Origin of the sequence: Sphaerimonospora thailandensis (assembly GCF_016863115.1) — a bacterium.
Taxonomy (GTDB): Bacteria; Actinomycetota; Actinomycetes; order Streptosporangiales; family Streptosporangiaceae; genus Sphaerimonospora; species Sphaerimonospora cavernae.
The window spans coordinates 39204-59239 of sequence record NZ_BOOG01000027.1 but is presented as its reverse complement, the minus strand read 5'-3'; the positions used below and the strand labels follow the sequence as shown (position 1 = coordinate 59239).

20 protein-coding genes are annotated in these 20036 nt (G+C 70.7%); 17 read left to right on the top strand and 3 right to left on the bottom strand.

The window, feature by feature from the left end; genetic code table 11:
• Nucleotides 1-13 precede the first annotated feature (13 nt).
• The 6 genes from Mth01_RS15960 to Mth01_RS15935 all read left to right on the top strand — a co-directional run bounded on the left by Mth01_RS15960 (nucleotide 14) and on the right by Mth01_RS15935 (nucleotide 6389).
• Complete coding sequence (locus Mth01_RS15960) at nucleotides 14-631, top strand: DUF3043 domain-containing protein (RefSeq protein ID WP_239089713.1); 618 nt, start codon at nucleotides 14-16, stop codon at nucleotides 629-631.
• 168 nt (nucleotides 632-799) lie between these two features.
• A complete protein-coding gene (locus Mth01_RS15955; protein WP_204016642.1) occupies nucleotides 800-2002 on the top strand; it encodes an ABC transporter substrate-binding protein in 1203 nt (400 codons plus the stop codon).
• Complete coding sequence (locus Mth01_RS15950; RefSeq protein ID WP_204016641.1) at nucleotides 2002-2859, top strand: ABC transporter permease subunit; 858 nt, start codon at nucleotides 2002-2004, stop codon at nucleotides 2857-2859. Before Mth01_RS15955 ends, Mth01_RS15950 begins: the two co-directional genes overlap by 1 nt.
• Nucleotides 2846-4603: a branched-chain amino acid ABC transporter ATP-binding protein/permease gene (locus Mth01_RS15945; protein ID WP_204016640.1), complete on the top strand. Its 1758-nt coding sequence runs from the start codon at nucleotides 2846-2848 to the stop codon at nucleotides 4601-4603. Before Mth01_RS15950 ends, Mth01_RS15945 begins: the two co-directional genes overlap by 14 nt.
• Nucleotides 4600-5292, top strand: coding sequence for an ABC transporter ATP-binding protein (locus Mth01_RS15940; RefSeq protein WP_204016639.1), 693 nt, complete (start codon nucleotides 4600-4602; stop codon nucleotides 5290-5292). Before Mth01_RS15945 ends, Mth01_RS15940 begins: the two co-directional genes overlap by 4 nt.
• Nucleotides 5293-5390: 98 nt before the next feature.
• A complete protein-coding gene (locus Mth01_RS15935; RefSeq protein ID WP_204016638.1) occupies nucleotides 5391-6389 on the top strand; it encodes an aldo/keto reductase family protein in 999 nt (332 codons plus the stop codon).
• Nucleotides 6390-6404: 15 nt separating this feature from the next.
• Here the strand turns inward: Mth01_RS15935 and Mth01_RS15930 are convergent, their stop codons facing one another.
• The gene (locus Mth01_RS15930; protein WP_407695952.1) at nucleotides 6405-6647 is read right to left on the bottom strand and encodes a hypothetical protein; all 243 of its coding nucleotides are present in this window, start codon (nucleotides 6645-6647) and stop codon (nucleotides 6405-6407) included.
• A 36-nt stretch (nucleotides 6648-6683) separates the two neighbouring features.
• Here Mth01_RS15930 and Mth01_RS15925 point away from each other — a divergent pair, with 36 nt between their 5' ends.
• The gene (locus Mth01_RS15925) at nucleotides 6684-7808 is read left to right on the top strand and encodes a bifunctional adenosylcobinamide kinase/adenosylcobinamide-phosphate guanylyltransferase (protein ID WP_239089712.1); all 1125 of its coding nucleotides are present in this window, start codon (nucleotides 6684-6686) and stop codon (nucleotides 7806-7808) included.
• Between the two features lie 116 nt (nucleotides 7809-7924).
• Here the strand turns inward: Mth01_RS15925 and Mth01_RS15920 are convergent, their stop codons facing one another.
• Nucleotides 7925-9028, bottom strand: a complete 1104-nt coding sequence (locus tag Mth01_RS15920) for a DUF6461 domain-containing protein (RefSeq protein WP_407695951.1) — start codon at nucleotides 9026-9028, stop codon at nucleotides 7925-7927.
• 332 nt (nucleotides 9029-9360) lie between these two features.
• Between Mth01_RS15920 and Mth01_RS15915 the strand changes: the two genes are divergently transcribed.
• The 10 genes from Mth01_RS15915 to Mth01_RS15870 all read left to right on the top strand — a co-directional run bounded on the left by Mth01_RS15915 (nucleotide 9361) and on the right by Mth01_RS15870 (nucleotide 19484).
• Nucleotides 9361-9726, top strand: coding sequence for a hypothetical protein (locus Mth01_RS15915; protein ID WP_204016635.1), 366 nt, complete (start codon nucleotides 9361-9363; stop codon nucleotides 9724-9726).
• Nucleotides 9727-9944: 218 nt separating this feature from the next.
• Complete coding sequence (locus Mth01_RS15910) at nucleotides 9945-10715, top strand: adenosylcobinamide-GDP ribazoletransferase (protein ID WP_204016672.1); 771 nt, start codon at nucleotides 9945-9947, stop codon at nucleotides 10713-10715.
• A gap of 44 nt (nucleotides 10716-10759) precedes the next feature.
• A complete protein-coding gene (locus Mth01_RS15905) occupies nucleotides 10760-12301 on the top strand; it encodes a leucyl aminopeptidase (RefSeq protein WP_204016634.1) in 1542 nt (513 codons plus the stop codon).
• Between the two features lie 125 nt (nucleotides 12302-12426).
• Nucleotides 12427-13806: a dihydrolipoyl dehydrogenase gene (gene lpdA, locus Mth01_RS15900; RefSeq protein WP_239089710.1), complete on the top strand. Its 1380-nt coding sequence runs from the start codon at nucleotides 12427-12429 to the stop codon at nucleotides 13804-13806.
• Between the two features lie 23 nt (nucleotides 13807-13829).
• The gene (sucB, locus tag Mth01_RS15895; RefSeq protein ID WP_204016632.1) at nucleotides 13830-15296 is read left to right on the top strand and encodes a 2-oxoglutarate dehydrogenase, E2 component, dihydrolipoamide succinyltransferase; all 1467 of its coding nucleotides are present in this window, start codon (nucleotides 13830-13832) and stop codon (nucleotides 15294-15296) included.
• A 163-nt stretch (nucleotides 15297-15459) separates the two neighbouring features.
• Entirely contained in the window at nucleotides 15460-16227 is a 768-nt protein-coding gene (locus tag Mth01_RS15890) for a Type 1 glutamine amidotransferase-like domain-containing protein (RefSeq protein ID WP_204016631.1), read from the top strand.
• Entirely contained in the window at nucleotides 16224-16889 is a 666-nt protein-coding gene (gene lipB / locus Mth01_RS15885; protein ID WP_239089709.1) for a lipoyl(octanoyl) transferase LipB, read from the top strand. The genes Mth01_RS15890 and lipB overlap by 4 nt, the downstream gene beginning before the upstream one ends.
• 102 nt (nucleotides 16890-16991) lie before the next feature.
• Nucleotides 16992-17933: a lipoyl synthase gene (lipA, locus tag Mth01_RS15880; protein WP_204016630.1), complete on the top strand. Its 942-nt coding sequence runs from the start codon at nucleotides 16992-16994 to the stop codon at nucleotides 17931-17933.
• A 54-nt stretch (nucleotides 17934-17987) separates the two neighbouring features.
• On the top strand, nucleotides 17988-18659 hold the full coding sequence (locus tag Mth01_RS15875; protein WP_204016629.1) for a DUF4191 domain-containing protein: 672 nt from the start codon (nucleotides 17988-17990) through the stop codon (nucleotides 18657-18659).
• Between the two features lie 36 nt (nucleotides 18660-18695).
• A complete protein-coding gene (locus Mth01_RS15870; RefSeq protein ID WP_204016670.1) occupies nucleotides 18696-19484 on the top strand; it encodes a class I SAM-dependent methyltransferase in 789 nt (262 codons plus the stop codon).
• On the opposite strand, the gene Mth01_RS15865 is transcribed toward Mth01_RS15870, so the two are convergent.
• Nucleotides 19474-19935, bottom strand: a complete 462-nt coding sequence (locus tag Mth01_RS15865) for an RDD family protein (protein ID WP_204016628.1) — start codon at nucleotides 19933-19935, stop codon at nucleotides 19474-19476. The two genes, Mth01_RS15870 and Mth01_RS15865, sit on opposite strands and share 11 nt — an antisense overlap.
• Nucleotides 19936-20036: the final 101 nt, after the last annotated feature.

The window sequence follows — 20036 nt, the reverse complement described above, 5'->3', positions numbered from 1 at the left end:
TAGGCTGGACGCCGTGTTCCGACGTCGTACCCAGACCTCCGCCGACGACTCTCCCGCTTCTGTAGAGGATCCTAAGCCCGGGCAGACTCCCGGCAAGGGCCGTCCCACGCCGAAGCGGAGCGAGGCGCAGAGCCGCCGCCGCTCGCCCGTCACCGCCCCGGCCAACCGCAAGGAGGCCTACCGGATGCAGCGCGAGCGCGACAAGGCGCTGCGCGCCAAGCATCGCGAGGCGCTGCTGCGCGGCGACGAGCGGGCTCTGCCGGCGCGCGACCGCGGCCCGGTGCGGAAGTTCGCCCGCGACTGGGTCGACTCCCGGCGTCTGCCCGGACAGTACTTCCTGCCCGTCGTCTTCATCATCATGCTGCTGTCGATGGTGCCCGCCACGCCGGCGATCCAGAGCGTCGTCCTTCTCGTCTACACGCTGTCCCTGCCTGTGGTGATGGTGCTCGTACTGGGCAGCGCCTTCTACGTCGGCCGCCGGGTGAAGAAGGAGGCCGCCGCCAGGTTCCCCGGCGAGAACCTCCGGGGCGTGGCCTTCTACGCGGCGATGCGGTCGACCCAGATCCGCCGGCTGCGCTTCCCCAAGCCGACGCTGCTCCCCGGCGGCGTGCCCATTCCGCCCAAGGACTGAGCCCAGAAGACGATTGAGGCCGATCTACCCGTGACGTGCGGGAGGTCGGCGATCGATGCGTTTTCGATCTACTCCAGGATCTTGCCGGGCTTCCACTCGAGGCCATACGCTCCCGGGAATCGTATACGAAGTGTTCCGGGCGTTATGTCCCCCCATGGAGGCCCACACATGACCGCGTCCAAGGCAGCCGTCGCACTGCTCGCCGCCATCGCGTTGACATCGGGCTGCGGCCTGTCCGAAGACTCCCCGGCGGCCTCCGCCTCCGGTTCCTCCGGAGACTCGGGCACCATCAAGATCGGCAGTGTGAACGCCCTGAGCGGGCCGGTCACCTTCCCCGACTCCTCGTCGGCGGCCAAGGCGGTGTTCGACCGGGTCAACGCCCAGGGAGGCATCAACGGACGCGAAATCGAGTACATCGTCACCGACGACAAGGGCGACCCGGCGGCCGCCGCCCAGGCGGCCAGGGACCTGGTCACCAACCAGGGTGTCGTGGCCCTCGCCGGCTCGGCCAGCCTGGTCGACTGCGCGGTGAACGCGCCGTTCTACACGCAGTCGGGCATCGTCTCGGTCCAGGGCACCGGAGTCGACCCGACCTGCTTCAGCTCCGCCGCGATCTCGCCGGTCAACGCCGGGCCGTACCTCAACACCGCGATCAACCTCTACTACGCCTCGGAGGTGCTCAAGCGGGACAAGGTCTGCTCGTTCCTCGCCATCCTCGGCAACACCAACGACGCGTACGGCCAGGCCATCGCGAGCTGGACCAAGCTCACCGGGAAGACCCCGGTCGTGGACGACCGCACGGTCAAGCCCGACTCCGACCCGACGCCGTTCGTGCTGCGGGCCAAGAAGGAGGGCTGCCAGGCCGTGCTCTACAACGGCACCGAGCCGATGGCGATCGCGTGGATGAAGGCCGTCAAACAGCAGAACATCACCGGCATCGACTGGCTGATGACCACGGCGCCCTACACCGACGCGGTGGCCAAGGCGCTCGGCACGGACGGCGACGGAATGTATGCCAATGCCGAGTTTGAGCCGTTCACCCAGGCCGACTCCTCCGCGCTGGCCGACTGGCGGTCGCTGATGACCGAGAAGAACGTGCCGCTCACGTCGTTCGGCCAGGGCGGCTACCTCGCGGCCACCCACCTGGTGGACACCCTCAGGTCCATTCAAGGCCCGATCACTCGCGAGTCGGTCGCCAAGGCGTTCAAGGAGCTGAAGCCGATCGAGTCGCCGCTGACCGGCACCCCGTACGAGTTCGGCGACGCGGCCGGGCACATGTCGAACAAGGCCGGGAAGATCGTTCAGCTCGAGGGCGGGCAGTGGCGGGTCGTCACGCCCGACTGGGTCCGCTATCCGGGGACGCTCGGCTGATGCTCCAGGGCGTCGTCTCCGGGCTGGCCGGGGGCGGTACCTTCGCCGCCCTCGGCCTGCTGCTCACGGTGATGTACCGGCTGACCGCGACCGTCAACCTGGCGATCGCGGCGACGGGCGTGGTCGGGGTCTACGTCATGGCCCTGCTCGTCCAGGCCGGATGGCCGTACGGCGTGGCTGCGCTCGCCGGGATCGTCGCGGGCGCGCTGGCCTCGGTCTGCTGCGGGCTCATCATGACCCGCTGGTTCGCGACCGGCGGCCCGCAGATCCGCACCGCCGTGTCCATCGCGCAGCTCATCGGGCTCATCGCGCTGGCCTACATCTGCTTCGGCGACGAGCCCCGCGTCCTGCCGAACCCGGCGGACGGGCGGGTCGCCACGGTCGCCGGCGTGACCATCACCATGGGCTCCGTCATCCTGATCGCGCTCGCCGTGCTGATCGGCACCGGCATCCATGTCCTGCTCACCCGTACCTCGCTGGGGCTCCGGCTGCGGGCGATGGCCGAGCGGCCGATCACCACCGAACTGCTCGGCATCGGCACCCGCGCGCTCACGGTGACCGTCTGGGGTCTGTCCGGGGCGCTGGCCTCGATCGTGCTGCTGCTCGTCGCGCCGGTGCGGTCGAGCGACATCCTGTCCCTCAGCATGCTCATCGTGCCCGCCTGCGCCGCCGCGCTGGTCGGCGGACTGCGACTGCTGAGCGGGGCGCTGCTCGGCGGGCTCGGCCTCGGCCTTCTCGAAGGCGCTCTGGCGGGTTCGGCCACCGTCCAGCAGTACCGCGACGTGGTGCCCTTCGTCGTCATCCTGTTCATCCTCGTCTGGAACCAGCGCGGGGAGGTATGGGATGCGGCGCGCTAGAACCGATCTCGTCAGGACCGGGGTCGTCGGCGTCTTCCTGGCCGGGCTCTGCTATGGGCTGGCCGCCGGGCTGCCCGCGTACTGGGTCTTCCTCGCCATGTCCGCGGTGATCTCCGGCGTGCTGCTGCAGAGCCTCGGCGTGGTGGCCGGGCACGCGGGCATGGTCTCGCTCTGCCAGATGGCGTTCGCCGCGATCGGCGCGTGGACGACCGCCCAGCTTCACGTCTGGGGTGTGCCCGGCGGGCTGTACGTCTGGGCGCCGCTGGCCGGGCTCGCCGCGGTGCCGCTCGGCCTGCTGATCGGCCTGCCCGCACTGCGGCTGCGCGGGGTGCACCTGGCCATCGTCACGCTGGGCTTCGCCGCCACCGTGGACGTGGTGCTCGCCGCGACCTCCTTCCCCGGGACCGACCACGGCATCACGGTCACGCGTCCGGCCGGTCTCACCTCCGACCGGCAGTACTTCCTGTTCTGCTGCGCCGTCTTCGCGATCGTCGGCATCGCGCTCAAGCTGGTCAGGGGGACCCGGCTCGGCGCCTCCTGGCGGGCGCTGCGCGAGTCCGAGCGCGCCACGGCCGCGGCCGGCACCAGCGTGCCGGGGGCCAAGCTCAGCGCCTTCGCGGTCAGCGCCTTCGTCGCCGGGCTGTCGGGGGCGTTGCTGGCCGGGCAGCTCGCCATGGTCGTCTCGAAGAACTTCGACCCCGGCCAGTCACTCGTCATGTACGCCGTCGCGATCATGGTGGGGGCGCACCATCCCGAGGGCGCGCTGATCGGCGGCGCACTGGGCGTGGCGGTCGCGGAGATGCTGCGCCGCTTCGGTGTCCCCCAGCAGTGGTCGAACGTGATCTTCGCGGTCGGCGCCGTACAGGCCCTGACCCAGGGAGCGGGGATGAGCGACGCGATCCGGGGATTGCTGCACGGGGTGGCACGTGGGCGCCGCGCTCACCCCGCCACGGCCGGGACGCCTGTGCCGGTGGCCGCCGGGGCTCCGGCGGAGGCGCCGGCCGACGCCGCGGCACCGGCCGGCCCGGAGACGACCGGCGGCGCACTGGAGGTCACCGGACTGACCGTGCGCTACGGGCGGGTCACCGCGGTGGACGCGGTCGGCCTGACCGTTCCCGCCGGAACCGTCGTCGGACTGGTCGGGCCCAACGGGGCGGGGAAGTCCTCGCTGGTCGACGCGGTCAGCGGCTTCCTGCCGGGATCGGCCGGCACGATCACGGTGAGCGGCGGCCGGGTGGACGGCCTGCCCGTGCACCGCCGCGCACGCGCCGGGCTGCGCCGCACGTTCCAGCAGGACAGGGTGCCCACGGGGCTGACCGTGCGGGAATACCTCAGGTTCGCGGCCCGCCGCCCGGTCAGCGACGCGGACATCGCCGAGGCGCTGGCCGGGCTGGTCGAAGTCGGACCGGAAGGGCCGATCTCCGCGCTGGACGTCGGCACCCGGCGACTGCTCGAGGTCGCCGGGGCCCTGCTGGCCCGCCCCGCGGTCGCCGTGCTGGACGAGCCCGCCGCGGGACTCGGTCACGCCGAATCGGCCCGGCTGGGCGAGTGGCTGGCATCCGTACCCGCCCGCTACGGCTCGGCCGTCCTGCTCATCGAGCACGACCTCGACCTCGTGCGCAGGGCGTGCACGAGGGTGACCGTGCTCGACTTCGGCCGGGTCATCGCCGAGGGCCCTCCCGCCGAGGTCTTCACCCGGGCGCATGTGCTTCGCGCCTACCTTGGAGAGGAGATGGCCGCATGACGCTCGCCCTGGACGACCTCACTGTGGCGCGCGGCGGGCAGCCGGTCGTGCGCGGCGTCTCGCTCACCGCCGCGGCCGGTCAGGTCACCGTGCTGCTCGGCCCGAACGGCGCGGGCAAGACCACCCTGCTGGAGGCCGTCTCCGGCGTCCTCCCGGCGGCCGGCGGCCGGATCCGGCTGGCCGGGCGGGACATCACGTCCTGGTCCCGTCCTCGCCGGGCCCGGCAGGGCCTGGCCCACGTCGAACAGGGCCGTGCCGTCTTCGCCACCCTCACCGTGCGGGAGAACATCCGACTGGTCGGACCCCTCGACCGGGCGCTGGAGCTCTTCCCCGAACTGGAAAAGCGCCTCGACGTCCGCGCCGGACTGCTGTCGGGCGGAGAACAGCAGATGCTCGTCCTCGGCCGGGCGATCGTGGGCGGTCCGTCCGTACTGCTGCTGGACGAGATGTCGCTCGGCCTGGCGCCGGCCATCGTGCGGCGGCTGCTCCCGGTGCTGCGCGGGCTCGCCGCCGGCGGCTGCGCGGTGCTGCTCGTGGAGCAGTTCGCACACGCCGCCCTCACGGTCGCCGACACGGCGTACGTACTGGCGCACGGCTCCCTCACCTACGGCGGCCCGCCCGAGCCGCTTCGTGCCTCCGATGACGCGCTCGCCTCGGCATACCTGGGAACCGCTCCGCCCAGGAGCTGATCGCCGTACGGTCGGACCCCGCACCGGCCCCGGGTTTCGCCGCCATGCGCGATGACCGCGGTCACACCGTCAGCTGAGGGCGCACTAATGTCGGGGGCATGGAATTCCGCCATCTCGGCCGCAGCGGCCTCATGGTCAGCGAGATCAGCTACGGAAACTGGATCACCCACGGTTCGCAGGTCGAGGAGGACGCGGCTCGCGCATGCGTGCACGCGGCCCTTGACGAAGGCGTGACGACGTTCGACACCGCCGACGTCTACGCCGGCACACGGGCCGAGGAGGTGCTCGGGCGGGCGCTGGAGGGCGTACGCCGCGAGTCCCTGGAGATCTTCACCAAGGTCTACTGGCCCACCGGGACCGGGCCGAACGACCGCGGACTGTCCCGCAAGCACATCATGGAGTCCGTCAACGGCTCGCTGCGCCGCCTGCGGACGGACTACGTCGACCTCTACCAGGCGCACCGCTTCGACGTCGAGACGCCGCTGGAGGAGACGCTCCGCGCCTTCGACGATCTCGTACGGCAGGGCAAGGTGCTGTACGTGGGCGTCAGCGAATGGACGGCCGACCAGATCGCCCGGGCACTGAAGATCGCCGACGAGATGGGCTTCGACCGGCTCGTGTCCAACCAGCCGCAGTACTCGATGCTGTGGCGGGTCATCGAGGCCGAGGTCGTGCCGCTGTGCGAGAAGGAGGGCTTGAGCCAGATCGTCTGGTCGCCCATCGCACAGGGCGTGCTCACCGGCAAGTACCTGCCCGGCCGGCCGGCGCCCGCCGGTTCGCGCGCCACCGACCCCACCGGCTCCGGCTTCATCGGCCGGATGCTCGACGACGAGTTGCTGCGCCGGGTGCAGGAGCTCAAGCCGATCGCCGCCGACCTCGGGCTCACCATGGCCCAGCTCGCGGTGGCCTGGGTGTTGCGCAACCCCAACGTGTCGTCCGCCATCGTCGGAGCCACACGTCCGGAGCAGGTGCGCGACAACGTGAAGGCCTCGGGGGTCCGGCTCGACGACGAGACCATGCGCCGGATCGACGAAGTGCTCGGCGACGTGGTCGAGCGGGACCCGGCCAAGACCGTCAGCCCCGCCAAGCGGCCGTAGCCGATTCGGACCACGTCAGGCGGGGCGCAGCGACATCCCCGCGTACTCGACGCGGTCCTCCTCCAGGAGCGTGACCTGCTCCACCCCGTTTTCGAGCAGGTCACGCCACGACTCTCCCAGCCACGACTCGGCGTCCGACTGGCTGGTGAAGATCTCACTCGGCAGCGCCCGGTCCGTCATCTCGGCGCCGTTCGCGTCCTCGTACCGCCACCGCCATGTCATGCCCATCCGCCCCTTCCCGCCGAACCAGTCGAACACGCACGTCTCATCGACCCTATGCGAAAGGAGCGCCGGGTGGAGGTCCGCTTGGCGGGGACCGGGGGCCCGGAGGGCTGGCCCGCGCCGGGCTGCGGCTGCGCCTCCTGCGGCCGCCTCGCCCCCGATGCCCCCGATCGCCGCGCACCCGCATCGATCGTGATCGACGGGCTCGTACGACTCCCGTCCCGTACCGGCACAGCACAGGGCGGAGTGGTGCCGGACGGCTATCTCCTCGCCCGCGGCCCCGACGGCTACGAGATCACCGGTCCCGACCGGAGCCGGATGCTCTACGCGCCGTCCGATGCGGGCATCCCCGATGCCCCCCGGCGAGGTGACGGCCTCGATGAGCCCTGTCCCCGGGAACCCTTCGACCTGTTGCTCATCGACCTACTCGACGAGCCGGAGCGCCTGGGCGATCTGCGCCGCCGCGGCCGGGTCACGCCCGAGACGCAGATCATCGCCGTACACCTCGACCACCGTGTCCCCTCCGAGACCGAACTGGCCCGCAGGCTCGCCCACTGGAGAGCGAGAGCCGTACCGGACGGGACCGTGTTGCACACCCAGGACAGGCGCGTGAGCACCCTCACCGGGGCACCGGCGTCGGGCATGGCGAGGCGGACGCTGCTGCTCGGCGGCGCCCGATCGGGCAAGTCCGAGGAGGCCGAACTGCGGGTGGCCGCCGACCCCGACGTCACCTACGTCGCCACGGGCCCCTCCCCCGGCGACGACCCCTCGTGGCTGGCCAGGGTGAAGCTGCACCGGGATCGCCGTCCCCGGCACTGGCGGACCCTTGAGACCACCGACCTCACCTCCGTCCTCGCCACAACGGACGACCCCGGCCGGACACTGCTGATCGACGGCATCGGCACGTGGCTGGCCGCGATGTTCGACGAATGCGGGGCGTGGCCGGGCTCGGACCACGACCCCGGCCTGGCACGGGCTGAGGTGACTCGGCGGTGCGACGAACTCGTGGCGGCCTGGCGGCGCACCCGGGCCCGGGTGGTCGCGGTGAGCGACGAGGTCGGCCTCGGCGTCGTCCCGGCCACCGCCGCCGGAGGGCTGTTCCGCGACGAGCTGGGCCGCCTCAACCAGCGACTGGCCCGCGAGTCCGAAGACGTCGCGATAGTAATCGCGGGCCGTCTGCTTCCTCTCCCGATCTGACCTGCCGCCGCCGTACATACGGCTTCGATCGGCCGGGCGCCTACGATCCTGGCTCGTGGCGAATCCTTCCGACCCGATGGAATGGCGTGCTCGCCGAAGGCAAGCCAGACGGCTACTCACCACGGACTTGTTCCGGTGCGGAGGTAGTAGGTAACGACATTGAGAACGCGTGCTCGCTCGCGGTCGCCGTTCTCCTCACTCAGGTGGGTTTCTTCTGCGGCCTGGACCGTGTACTCGACGGCAGCGACGAGATCCACGTCGTTCTTGAGGGCGTAAATGAGGGCCTGCACGGCTCGTTCCTTCAGCAGCAGGCGCCCCAGCTCGGTGTCATGGCCCGGGATCGGGTTGTTTCCTCGCGCGGCCTCGGCCCGGTACTGGTCCCGAAGACGGTAGAGGCGGCTACGCACGTCCTGTGCCGCCGCGCCACGGTCGCCGGCCGCGACGAACCGCATCGCCTCGTCGATCAGCGAGCCCTCCAATCCAGTGGTGGCGACGGCGAGTTCGGCGGCGATACGGATGATCTCCGGCAGCTTGTCGGCGGTGGGCTCGGCGGCGATCGCCCCGATCCGGGGATCGCTCCTGGCGATGGCCTGCATGTCCGCATCCAGAAGATCCGCAGGCGTCACCGGGTGCAGCGGCAGCGGGTACAACTGAACGCCCAGATGCGTCTGCTTCAGCCACTGCCCGTCCACACGTACCCCGGACAGTTCCTCGCCGACGGCCAGCCCTGCGGCGAACCCGTTCCGCCGCCACTGCTCCTCCGTCACCGCCACCCCTGACAGCCAGTCGCGCCCGGACCTCGGAGTCACGCCGTCCAGATCAAAAGGATTGAAAGCTGCGATGAGTTCACCGTCGGCCACGTACGTGACCCTCACCCGACGGTCCGCCGTCCAACGGACGCTATATGCCTGGCTGTCGGCCGCCACCTCGCTCAGGATCCGCACGCTGGTCCCCCGGACGTTGAACGGCTCCATCACGACCGTCCACACGCCGTGCCGGGCGGTGAGCATGGCGCCATCTGCCTCCTCGTCGAGGTCCTCATACGCCTCGTCCTCCACGTCCGCCCAGGTGGCCGGGTGGACGGCAGAGGGATCACCACCGAAACGGCGGACCAGATCGGCGAACACGGCATCCGATTCGCCGGTTCGGATCCAAGTAACACAGCACTGTTTGGGGAACACGGGCCACAACCGTTCATACGTGACGAAAGAAGAGCTCATGGCGAGTCCGATCGATGAATTGGCGGAAGTGGGGGCGCGAGACGCGCCCCCACCAGTCGTACAGAGGTCGAAGTCCTCGATCTCTTCGGGGAATGGGTCGGTCACGATGTTCCCGCGGGTCCCGCTCACCGGCCTGGATTCACCAGGAAGAATCACGTCGACCCAGAAGGGCGAGTACTGCCTGATGCGGTTGCGCTGGTAGAACCAGTTTGTACGGGATCCTGACGAACAGTTGTCCCTCCCGAGAATGATCCGCACCGAGTAGTCGTTGGTCGTGCTGCCCACGGTCGGGTCCTGCTTGTACGGAACGACGAAGCCGACAAGGTCAGCACGTGACCTTCATCCTCTCGGTGGACCGGGCAGGCACCTCCACGGGCTTACCGGACGTGGCCGCCTTCTCCCAGGCGGCCTTGAGTGCCGGATCCGATGTGGCATCCGGTTGCGCTGTCGATGCGGCTGCCGATGCGGCGGAGGAGGAGGAGGAGGTCGGGGGTGGTGTGGGGCCCTGGGCGATCGCGGGCGCGCTCACGAGCGAGAGCGGCAGCATCAGGGCCGTGATCAGGGCAGCACGTTGGCGCGTCCGGACGGATAAGCCGGACGCTGATCGTCATGGGTTCACTCACAGCCTTTCGAACATATGCGAACACGTTTTCGGTAACGGGAAAGCCCTGCTCCGTCACGACGGCCGAAGGTCGTGATCTTTGAGGAGCGAGCGGCTGGGAAGGGAGGCAACATGGGGGCGGCCATCGAGATTATGATCGTTTTGAGGTGGCCGGCCGGGGTTCTTCACTGTTGGGAGGTGGGGTCGCATGAGTGAGCACTGCCGTGTTCGCGTGGCCTGCCCGTACAGATTGCACCGCCAAAACACACGCGGGCGACCGGTCAGGTGATCGCCGCGTGGCGATTCGCGATCGGAATGCTGAGCGTGCTCCCCGTGCGGGCCGTCGCCGTCGTGGATCGGCGGCTCGCCCGCCGGTCGATGACCTTCGCCCCCGCGGTGGGGGCGCTGCTCGGGCTCGCCGCCGCAACGGTCCTGGTCGTGGCCCGCTGGACGGGCGGCACCGCGCTGCTGTCCGCCGTTCTCGCGGTCGGGACGCTCGCCTGGCTCACCCGCGGCCTCCATCTCGACGGCCTCGCCGATCTCGCGGATGGCCTGGGCAGCGGCAAACCCGCGGAGCGGGCGCTGGCCATCATGAAGCGATCCGACATCGGCCCGTTCGGCGTCGTCACGCTGGTGTTCACCTTGCTCCTGCAGGTGGCGGCGCTCACGGCGCTGACGGAGTCATCTCCTCTTTCGGCCGGAGCGTGCCTGGTCACCGCCTGCACGACCGGCAGGCTCGCCATCACCTGGGCATGCGGGCAAGGTGTGCCCGCCGCCCGGCCGGAGGGTCTCGGCACGCTCGTCGCGCGGGCCGTGCCGCTGAGCCGGGCTCTGCTGGCGACCCTCTTCTCCGTCGGCGTCTCCTTCGGCGTTTCCGTCGGCGTCGTGGTCATGACGCGTCCGGGACTTCCCCCCGTCGAACCGCTCAAGCCGCTTGTGGCCATGGCGGCGGGGCTGGTGGCCGCCACGCTGCTGCGCCGCCGGGCCGTACGGCGGCTGGGCGGCATCACCGGCGACGTGCTCGGCGCGCTGTGCGAGTGCGCGACGACCGCCGCCCTGCTGTGCTGCGCGATGCTTCTCCCCTGATGACCAGCCCGCCGACAATCCGCATGCACCAATCGGTTCATCCGATGACCACCCGTTTGTGCGCAGCGAAGAAAGCATGGATAGCATCGGCTCACGTGACCACTGTGCGCGTCAATCCATCTGAGACGGTCTCCATCGAGACCGGTGCACTCATAGTGGGCGTCCACGCGACTCCGGACGGCCCCACACCGGCTCCCGGCTCCGAGGGCTTGGACCAGGCCCTCGACGGCCGGCTGACCGAAATCCTCAACGCGGTGGGCTTCACCGGGAAGGCGGAGGAGATCGCCAAGATCCCGACCTTCGGCGCGCTGTCCGCGCCGGTCGTGGTCGTGGTCGGTCTCGGTGACCGCCCGGATGGAGACTACCGGCTGGAGACCCTGCGCCGCGCCGCCGGCGCCGCCGCGCGTTCCGTCGCCGGCACGGCCACCGCCGCCTTCGCGCTGCCCGCCGCCACCGCCGAACAGGCCGAGGCCATCGCGATCGGCGGCCTGCTCGGGGCGTACGGCTTCACCAGATATCGCACCGACGGTGAGCGCAAGGCGCCCGTGGGCGAGCTCGTGGTGCTTTCGGGTGCCCCGGGGGCCGAGGAGGCCGTCCGGCACGCGACGGAGATCGCGGCCTCGGTCAACCTGGTCCGTGACCTCGTCAACACACCGCCATCGGATCTGTCGCCCGCCCGGTTCGCCGAGATCGCCCGGGAGATGGGCGGCCAGGCCGGCCTGTCGGTCGAGGTGCTCGACGAGACCGAACTCAAGGAGGGCGGCTACGGCGGCATCGTCGGCGTCGGCCAGGGTTCGGCCAACCCGCCGCGGCTGGTCCGCCTCGCGTACGAGCACCCGGAGGCCGCGCGGACCATCGCGTTCGTGGGCAAGGGCATCACGTTCGACTCGGGCGGCCTGTCACTCAAGCCCGCGGCGTCCATGGACTGGATGAAGTCGGACATGGGCGGCGCGGGAGCGGTGTTCGGCTCGCTCCTCGCGATCGCCGGGCTCGGCCTGCCGATCAACGTGGTCGGCTACCTCTGCCTCGCCGAGAACATGCCGTCGGGTTCGGCCCAGCGTCCGTCCGACGTGCTGCACACCTACAGCGGCAAGACGGTGGAGGTGCTCGACACCGACGCGGAGGGCCGCCTGGTGCTGATCGACGGCATCGCCCGCGCCGCCGAGGACGACCCCGAGCTGATCGTGGACGTCGCCACGCTGACCGGGGCGCAGATCGTCGCGCTCGGCTGGCGCACGGCCGGCGTGATGGCCAACGAGGACGCGCTCCGTGAGGAGGTCGTGGAGATCGCCGCGGAGCAGGGTGAGGGCGCCTGGGGGATGCCGCTTCCCGAGGAGCTGCGCAAGGGCCTCGACTCCCCGGTCGCCGACATCGCCAACCTGCAGCCCGAGCGCTGGGGCAGCATGCTCACCGCGGGCATCTTCCTGCGCGAGTTCGTGCCCGAGGGCGTCCGCTGGGCGCACGTCGACATGGCCGGTCCCGCGTTCAATAAGGGCGAGCCGTACGGCTACACGCCGAAGGGCGGCACCGGCGCGGCCACCCGTACGCTCGTCGGCATCGCCGAGCGGTACGCGGGCAGGCGTTGACGGGTGCCGCGACGCGGCGGCCGTCCGCGCGGGCGGCCGCCGCGACCGAACCACGATCTTCATGGACAAATGAAAAGATGCTGTCGGACCCATCCGGTGGCAGGAAACCCAGCGAGGAGCATTCAGTGGCTGATGGCAGCGGCCCCTTCGACATCGTCGTCCTAGGTGGCGGTAGCGGTGGTTACGCATGTGCCCTGCGGGCGGCCGAGCTCGGCATGAACGTCGTCCTCATCGAGAAGGACAAGGTCGGAGGCACCTGCCTGCACCGCGGCTGCATCCCCACGAAGGCACTGCTGCACGCCGCCGAGTTGGCCGACCAGGCCCGTGAGGGCGCTTCCTTCGGGGTGCGGACCAGCTTCGAGGGCATCGACGTGCCGGCCGTCCACGCCTACAAGGACAAGGTGATCAGCGGGCTCTGGAAGGGCCTCGCCGGTCTCATCAAGAGCAAGAAGATCACCGTCGTCGAGGGTGAGGGCCGGCTGGCCGGCCCCGGCCGCGTGGAGGTGGGCGGCCAGGTCTACGAGGGCCGCCACGTCGTGCTGGCGACCGGTTCGACCCCCAAGTCGCTGCCCGGCCTGGACATCGACGGCGACAAGATCATCAGCAGCGATCACGCGCTGGTCCTGGACCGCGTGCCCTCCTCGGTCGTCGTCCTGGGCGGCGGCGTGATCGGCGTGGAGTTCGCCAGCGTGTGGCGGTCGTTCGGCGCCGAGGTGACGATCGTCGAGGCGCTCCCCCACCTGCTGCCGCTCGAGGACGAGTCGAACTCCAAGCTGCTCGAGCGGGCCTTCCGGCGTCGCGGCATCAAGTACGAGCTGGGCGTCAGGTTCGAGAGCGTCAAGACCACCGAAACCGGCGTGGTCGTCACGCTGGAGAACGGCAAGACGCTCGACGCGGAGCTCATGCTGGTCGCCGTGGGCCGTGGGCCGGTCTCGGCCGGCCTGGGCTACGAGGAGGCCGGCGTCCGTATGGAGCGCGGCCACGTGCAGGTGGACGAGTTCTGCCGGACCAGCGTGCCCGGAGTGTACGCGGTGGGCGACCTCATCCCCACCCTCCAGCTCGCCCACGTCGGCTTCGCCGAGGGCATCCTGGTCGCCGAGCACATCGCCGGCCTGAGCCCCGTGCCGATCGATTACGACGGCGTGCCGCGCATCACCTACTCCGAGCCCGAGGTCGCGTCGGTGGGCATCAGCACGGCCGTCGCCCGTGAGCGCGGCCACGACGTCGTCGAGCTCACCTACAACCTGGCCGGGAACGGCAGGAGCAAGATCCTGCAGACTCAGGGCGAGGTCAAGGTCGTCGCCGAGCGCGACGGCCGGGTCCTGGGTGTGCACATGGTGGGCGGCCGGGTCGGCGAGCTCATCGCGGAAGCTCAGCTGATCTTCAACTGGGAGGCCACGGCGAACGACGTCGCCCAGTTGATCCACCCGCACCCGACCCAGTCCGAGGCTCTCGGCGAGGCGATGCTGGCCCTGGCCGGCAAGCCGCTCCACGTCCACAACTGAACGAACGCGAGAGAAGACGAAAAATGCCGGTCTCCGTAACCATGCCCCAGCTCGGTGAGAGCGTAACCGAGGGCACCGTCACCCGCTGGCTGAAGAACGAAGGCGACCACGTCGAGACAGACGAGCCGCTGCTGGAGGTGTCGACCGACAAGGTCGACACCGAGATCCCGTCGCCGTCGTCGGGCTACCTGACCAAGATCCTCGTCGCCGAGGACGAGACGGTCGAGGTGGGCGCCGAACTGGCCGTGATCGACGCCAACGGCGCCGGTGCCGCTCCGCAGCAGGCCCCAACTCCCCAGCAGGCGCCCGAGCCCGCCCCCGAGCCGGCTCCGGCCGCGGCGCCCGCGCCTGAGCCCGCTCCGGCCCCGGCTCCGCCCATCTCCTCCATCCCGCAGCCGGCCCCGGCAGCGCCGCCCGCCCCGCCCGCCCCGCCGGCGCCGCCCGCCCAGCCCGCTCAGGCCGCCCCGGTGGCCCAGCCGACGCCGCTGCCGCCCCCCGGCGAGGCGCCGTACGTCACGCCGCTGGTGCGCAAGCTGGCCGCCGAGCACGGCGTCGACCTCGACTCGCTGACCGGCACCGGTGTGGGCGGCCGGATCCGCAAGCAGGACGTGATCGAGGCGGCCCGCGTCCAGCGCGAGCGCGCGGCGGCGGCCGCCGCCGCCGCGCCGCAGCCGCAGGCCCCCGCCGCGGCCCCCGCGCCTGTCGCGGCGCAGGCCCCGGCTCCGGCCCAGCCGGCCGCACCCGCGGCGGTTCAGGCGGACACCACGCTGCGCGGCACCACCGAGAAGATGTCGCGGCTGCGCAAGGTGATCGCCGACCGCATGATGGAGTCGCTGCACACCTCGGCGCAGCTCACCACCGTCGTCGAAGTCGACGTGACCCGGATCGCCGCGCTGCGGACCCGGGCCAAGAGCGCCTTCGAGGCGCGCGAGGGCGTGAAGCTGTCGTTCCTGCCGTTCTTCGCGCTCGCGGCGGTCGAGGCGCTGAAGGTCCACCCGAAGCTGAACGCGGTCATCGACGATGAGACCAACGAGGTGACCTACCACGATGTCGAGAACCTCGGCATCGCGGTCGACACCGAGCGCGGCCTGATCGTCCCGGTGATCAAGAGCGCGGGCGACCTGAACATCGCGGGTCTCGCCCGCAAGATCGCCGACCTGGCCGAGCGCACCCGGACCAACAAGATCACACCGGACGACATCGCCGGCGGCACGTTCACGCTGACCAACACCGGCAGCCGCGGCGCGCTGTTCGACACGCCGATCCTCAACAAGCCGCAGGTCGGCATGCTGGGCACCGGTGCGGTCGTCAAGCGCCCGGTCGTCGTGGACACGCCCGAGGGCGAGGTCATCGCGGTCCGGTCGACGGTGTACCTGGCGCTGACGTACGACCACCGTCTGGTCGACGGTGCGGACGCCGCCCGCTTCCTCACCACGATCAAGCGCCGCCTGGAGGACGGCCACTTCGAGAGCCAGCTCGGCCTCGCCTGAGGTCCTCCCCTCGTTTCGACGTGGCCGTCCCGTGCGCGCACGGGACGGCCACGCCCGTTCAGGAGCAGCGCGGCCGCCCGTTTCCGCGGGTTCGGCCATCCCTCTCCGGCGCCCCGCCGTACCCTGGGAAGACCGTCGAGCTGAGTGAGCACAGGAGTGGGGCATGAGCCGAATCGGGCAGTCGCACATCGTCGCCATCGGGGGCGGGTCGTTTCGGCCATCGGAGCGGTACGGGTTCATCGAGCCGACCGCGCTCCTGCGCTACGTGCTCGATCTGACCGGCCAGGACCGGCCCAGGCTCGGGCTGCTCGCGACCGCCACCGGCGACGACTCCGACTGGCTGCTGAAGATGTACGGAGCCTTCAGCCGCTGGGACGTCGAGGTCAGCCACCTGACGGTCTTCCCGATGCCCAACGTGGCCGACCCGCGCGAGTGGGTTCTGGAGCAGGACGCGATCTATGTCAGCGGCGGCAGCGTGGCCAACCTCGCCGCACTGTGGCGGCTGCACGGGCTGGACGAGGCGTTCGCCGAGGCCTGGCGGTCAGGTGTCATCCTGTCCGGGCAGAGCGCGGGGGCGCTGTGCTGGCACGTCGGCGGCAACACCGACTCCTTCGGGCCCAGGCTGCGTCCCTGGGCCGAGGGCCTGGCGCTGCTGCCGTACTCGTGCGGCGTCCACTACGACTCCGATCCGCAGCGCAGGACGCTGCTGCACGAGTCGGTGGCCTCCGGCGAGCTGCCGGAGGCGTACGCGGCCGACGAGGGCGTGGCGCTCCACTATGTCGGCACGGAGTTCATCCAGGCGGTCAGCGTCTCCCCCACGGGTGCCGCCTACCGCATCGAGCGCGACGGTGCGGGTGTGAAGGAGTGTGCGGGTGTGAAGGAGTTCCGCATCGAACCCCGCCTGCTGACGTCCACTAACCTTGAGCCGTGAAAGGCTTGGCCATCGTCCGCATGGGCGTCGACGTTCCGTACGAGCAGGCCTGGAACCTGCAGCGGGTGCTGCACGGGCGCCGGGTGGCGGGCGACATCTCGGATCTGTGCCTCATGCTGGAGCACGCGCCCGTCTACACGGCGGGCAAGCGGACGCTGCCGCACGAGCGGCCGGCCGACGACACCCCGGTCATCGACGTCGACCGGGGTGGCAAGGTCACCTGGCACGGTCCGGGGCAGCTCGTCGGCTACCCCATCATCCGCGTCGGCGACGACGTCGTCGGCTACCTCCGCCTGCTGGAAGAGGTCCTGATCCAGGTCTGCGCCGACTTCGGGCTGGCCGCCCGGCGGGTCGAGGGCCGTGGCGGCATCTGGGCGCCGGGCGACCCCGGGCACGGGCTGCCCGACCGCAGGCTGGGCACGATCGGCGTCCGGATCGCCCGCGGGGTGACCATGCACGGCTTCGCACTCAACTGCGTGAATGACCTGAGCTGGTACAACCGCATCATGCTGGGCGCCGACGCCGACGCCGGGGTCACGTCGCTGTCGGCGGAGACCGGCCGCCGCATCACGGTCGACGAGGTCATCCCCTTCGCCGAGAAGCGCCTCGCCGAGGCCCTCGGCGTCGAGCCGTACGACCTGTACGAAGAGGATCTTTCGTAGCGGCGGAGAGGAAGACGTCCCGGATCACGTGGTGCGGGCGGGTAATAGGCTGGGGTCCGTGAGCGAGCGAAGCGCGCGAGCCTACAAGGCAAGGGTTGTCGCATGACGGTTGCACCAGAAGGCCGGAAGCTCCTCCGCTTGGAGGTCCGCAACAGCCAGACTCCGATCGAGAAGAAGCCGCCGTGGATCAAGACGCGGCTGCACAACGGCCCCAACTTCAACGAGATCAAGTCGTTGGTGAAGGGCGCGGGGCTGCACACGGTCTGCCAGGAGGCGGGCTGCCCCAACATCTCCGAATGCTGGGAGGATCGCGAGGCGACCTTCCTCATCGGCGGCGACCAGTGCACCCGGCGCTGTGACTTCTGCCAGATCGACACCGGCAGGCCCGCCGACTACGACCGGGACGAGCCGCGCCGCGTCGCCGAGTCGGTGCGTCAAATGGGCCTGCGGTACGCCACGGTGACCGGCGTCGCCCGTGACGACCTGCCGGACGGGGGCGCCTGGCTGTACGCGGAGACCGCCCGGCGGATCCACGACATGGTCCCCGGCTGCGGCGTCGAGCTGCTCGTGCCCGACTTCAACGGCCACCGGGAGCAGCTCGAGGAGGTGTTCTCCGCCCGGCCCGAGGTGTTCGCGCACAACATCGAGACGGTGCCGCGGATCTTCAAGCGGATCCGCCCGGCGTTCCGGTACGACCGATCGCTTGCCGTGATCACCATGGCCCGCGAGGCGGGGCTGGTCACCAAGTCGAACCTCATCCTCGGCATGGGCGAGGAGCGCGAGGAGATCAGCCAGGCGCTGCGCGACCTGCACGAGGCCGGCTGCGACCTCGTCACGATCACCCAGTACCTGCGGCCGAGCCCGCGCCACCACCCCGTGGACCGTTGGGTGAAACCGGAGGAGTTCGTCGAGCTTCAGCATGAGGCCGAGGAGATCGGGTTCGCCGGCGTCATGTCGGGGCCGCTGGTCCGCTCGTCCTACCGCGCCGGCCGCCTCTACCAGCAGGCCATCGCCGCGCGGACCACCACCGGGGGCGCCGGCTGACGTCGGCGGGTCTCGTTTTCATTAATCCACCACGGAATTTGTATCCTTCACACCATGGCGAAAGACGCAGCGACTCCGGGCCGGCTCAAGCAGATCCGGATGGTCGCCCAGATCATCAAGCGGTCGAACCCCAAGGGCATGCCGATCGTCTACGCCTCGGCGTTGGGCACGCTCCTGGTGTTCGTCGTGCTCGGAGTGCTCTTCGGGTGGACCTGGTACGTCTTCGGCGTCTTCTCCGCCCTGCTGGTCGGCATGATCGTATTCAGCCGGCTGGCGCAGAAGGCGCAGTACTCGTTGCTGCACGGACAGGCCGGTGCGACGTACGCGATCCTGCAGGGGCTGCGCGGCACCTGGTATGTGGAGGAGAAGCCCGTCGCGGTCAACCGGGACCAGGACCTGGTGTTCCGTGTCGTCGGCTATCCCGGCGTCATCCTGGTCTCGGAGGGCCCGTCGAGCCGCGTCCAGCGCATGCTCGTGGCGGAGAAGAAGCGTGTCCAGCGGGTCGCCATCGACGTGCCCGTCTACGACGTCCAGTGCGGCGACGCCGAGGGGCAGATCCCGCTGGCCAAGCTGTCACGACACATGATGAAGCTGCCGCGCAACCTCAAGAAGCCGGCCGTCTCCGAGGTCAACAACCGAATGCGCGCGCTGACGCCCGCGGTGCCGATGCCGAAGGGCCCGCTGCCGAAGGGCATCCGGATGCCGCGCGGCCCCAAGACGCGCTGAGAGATGAACTGAGAGATGAACTGAGGGATGACCGGGATGGACGTCGTCGGCAGGCGGCCCGTCTCCCCCGCCGAGACGTCACGGGCCAACCGCGGCTGGTGGGACGGCGCGGCCGACGACTACCAGGCCGAGCACGGCGGTTTCCTGCGTGACCACGGCTTCATCTGGTGCCCGGAGGGGCTCGACGAGGCCGGCGCCCGCCTGCTCGGCGACGTCACGGGGCGGCGCGTCCTCGAGGTCGGCTGCGGGGCCGGACAGTGCGGCCGGTGGCTCGCCACGCAGGGTGCGACCGTCACCGGTTTCGACCTGTCGTACCGCCAGTTGCAGCATTCGCGGCGGATCGACCTCGCCGCCGGTACGGCCCTGCCCGTCGTGCAGGCGGACGCCGAGGCCCTGCCGTACCGGGACGGCTCGTTCGACCTGGCGTGCTCGGCCTTCGGCGCGCTGCCGTTCGTCGCCGACGCGGGGGCGGTGCTCGCCGAGGTGCGGCGGGTGCTGCGGCCCGGCGGGCGGTTCGTGTTCTCGGTCAGCCATCCGATCCGGTGGGCGTTCCCCGACGATCCCGGGCCGCGCGGACTGACGGCCGACCGTCCGTACTTCGACCGGGCTCCGTACGTCGAGTTCTCCGACGGCATGCCGTCCTACGTCGAGCACCACCGGACGATGGGCGACTGGGTGGGCCTGATCGCCTCGTCCGGCCTGGTCCTCACCGGGCTGGTCGAGCCGGAGTGGCCCGCGGGGCACGACCGGGTGTGGGGCGGCTGGAGCCCGCTGCGCGGCCGCGTCCTCCCCGGCACGGCGATCTTCCGGACCGTCAGAGATTGACCACGACGGTGCCGGAGGCGCGGTCGTGCAGGCCCCGGCGGTCGCGGTCCCAGATCAGAGCGGGTACGGCGAGGCACAGCAGGAACGTGCGCAGCAGCACCGCGGGTAGCGACGGCCGGCCGCCGTTGAGGGCGGCGACCCGGATGCGCAGCAGCCGCATGCCCAGCGTCATCCCGACCGTGCTCACCAGCAGCACGTACTCCAAGGCGAATACGCCGAGGCCGACCACGCCGACGTCCTGTCCCTGCTGGCGCAGCAGGCCCGCGGCGATGGCCCAGGAGCAGATCAGCCAGTCGACCAGGACGGCCCCGATCCTGCGTCCCCATCCGGCGACCGCGCCGCTGCCCGATTCCGGCAGGCCGAGCCGTACACCTGGGTGGCCCAGGTCGACGCCGGCGGCCCGGACCCCGCCGAGCCAGGTCTGCGTCCATCGCGGTTGGCGCTCGTTCATGGCTCCTCAGCCTATTCACGTTTCGCGCCGGGTGGCGCGCGGGGACGGCCGGTGACCTTAACACCGGCGAAACAAACGAGACATGGCACGGAAACGGCTCG

Bases quoted from the DNA above. Each gene is read 5' to 3' on its own strand.
- Mth01_RS15950 (WP_204016641.1), top strand. From the start codon at position 2,002: ATGCTCCAGGGCGTCGTCTCCGGGCTGGCCGGGGGCGGTACCTTCGCC.
- Mth01_RS15945 (WP_204016640.1), top strand. From the start codon at position 2,846: ATGCGGCGCGCTAGAACCGATCTCGTCAGGACCGGGGTCGTCGGCGTC.
- Mth01_RS15955 (WP_204016642.1), top strand. From the start codon at position 800: ATGACCGCGTCCAAGGCAGCCGTCGCACTGCTCGCCGCCATCGCGTTG.
- Mth01_RS15875 (WP_204016629.1), top strand. From the start codon at position 17,988: ATGGCGAAAGACGCAGCGACTCCGGGCCGGCTCAAGCAGATCCGGATG.
- Mth01_RS15910 (WP_204016672.1), top strand. From the start codon at position 9,945: ATGCTGAGCGTGCTCCCCGTGCGGGCCGTCGCCGTCGTGGATCGGCGG.
- Mth01_RS15905 (WP_204016634.1), top strand. From the start codon at position 10,760: ATGACCACCCGTTTGTGCGCAGCGAAGAAAGCATGGATAGCATCGGCT.
- Mth01_RS15940 (WP_204016639.1), top strand. From the start codon at position 4,600: ATGACGCTCGCCCTGGACGACCTCACTGTGGCGCGCGGCGGGCAGCCG.
- Mth01_RS15890 (WP_204016631.1), top strand. From the start codon at position 15,460: ATGAGCCGAATCGGGCAGTCGCACATCGTCGCCATCGGGGGCGGGTCG.
- Mth01_RS15870 (WP_204016670.1), top strand. From the start codon at position 18,696: ATGGACGTCGTCGGCAGGCGGCCCGTCTCCCCCGCCGAGACGTCACGG.
- Mth01_RS15935 (WP_204016638.1), top strand. From the start codon at position 5,391: ATGGAATTCCGCCATCTCGGCCGCAGCGGCCTCATGGTCAGCGAGATC.
- lipA (WP_204016630.1), top strand. From the start codon at position 16,992: ATGACGGTTGCACCAGAAGGCCGGAAGCTCCTCCGCTTGGAGGTCCGC.
- Mth01_RS15920 (WP_407695951.1), bottom strand. From the start codon at position 9,028: ATGAGCTCTTCTTTCGTCACGTATGAACGGTTGTGGCCCGTGTTCCCC.
- Mth01_RS15865 (WP_204016628.1), bottom strand. From the start codon at position 19,935: ATGAACGAGCGCCAACCGCGATGGACGCAGACCTGGCTCGGCGGGGTC.
- sucB (WP_204016632.1), top strand. From the start codon at position 13,830: ATGCCGGTCTCCGTAACCATGCCCCAGCTCGGTGAGAGCGTAACCGAG.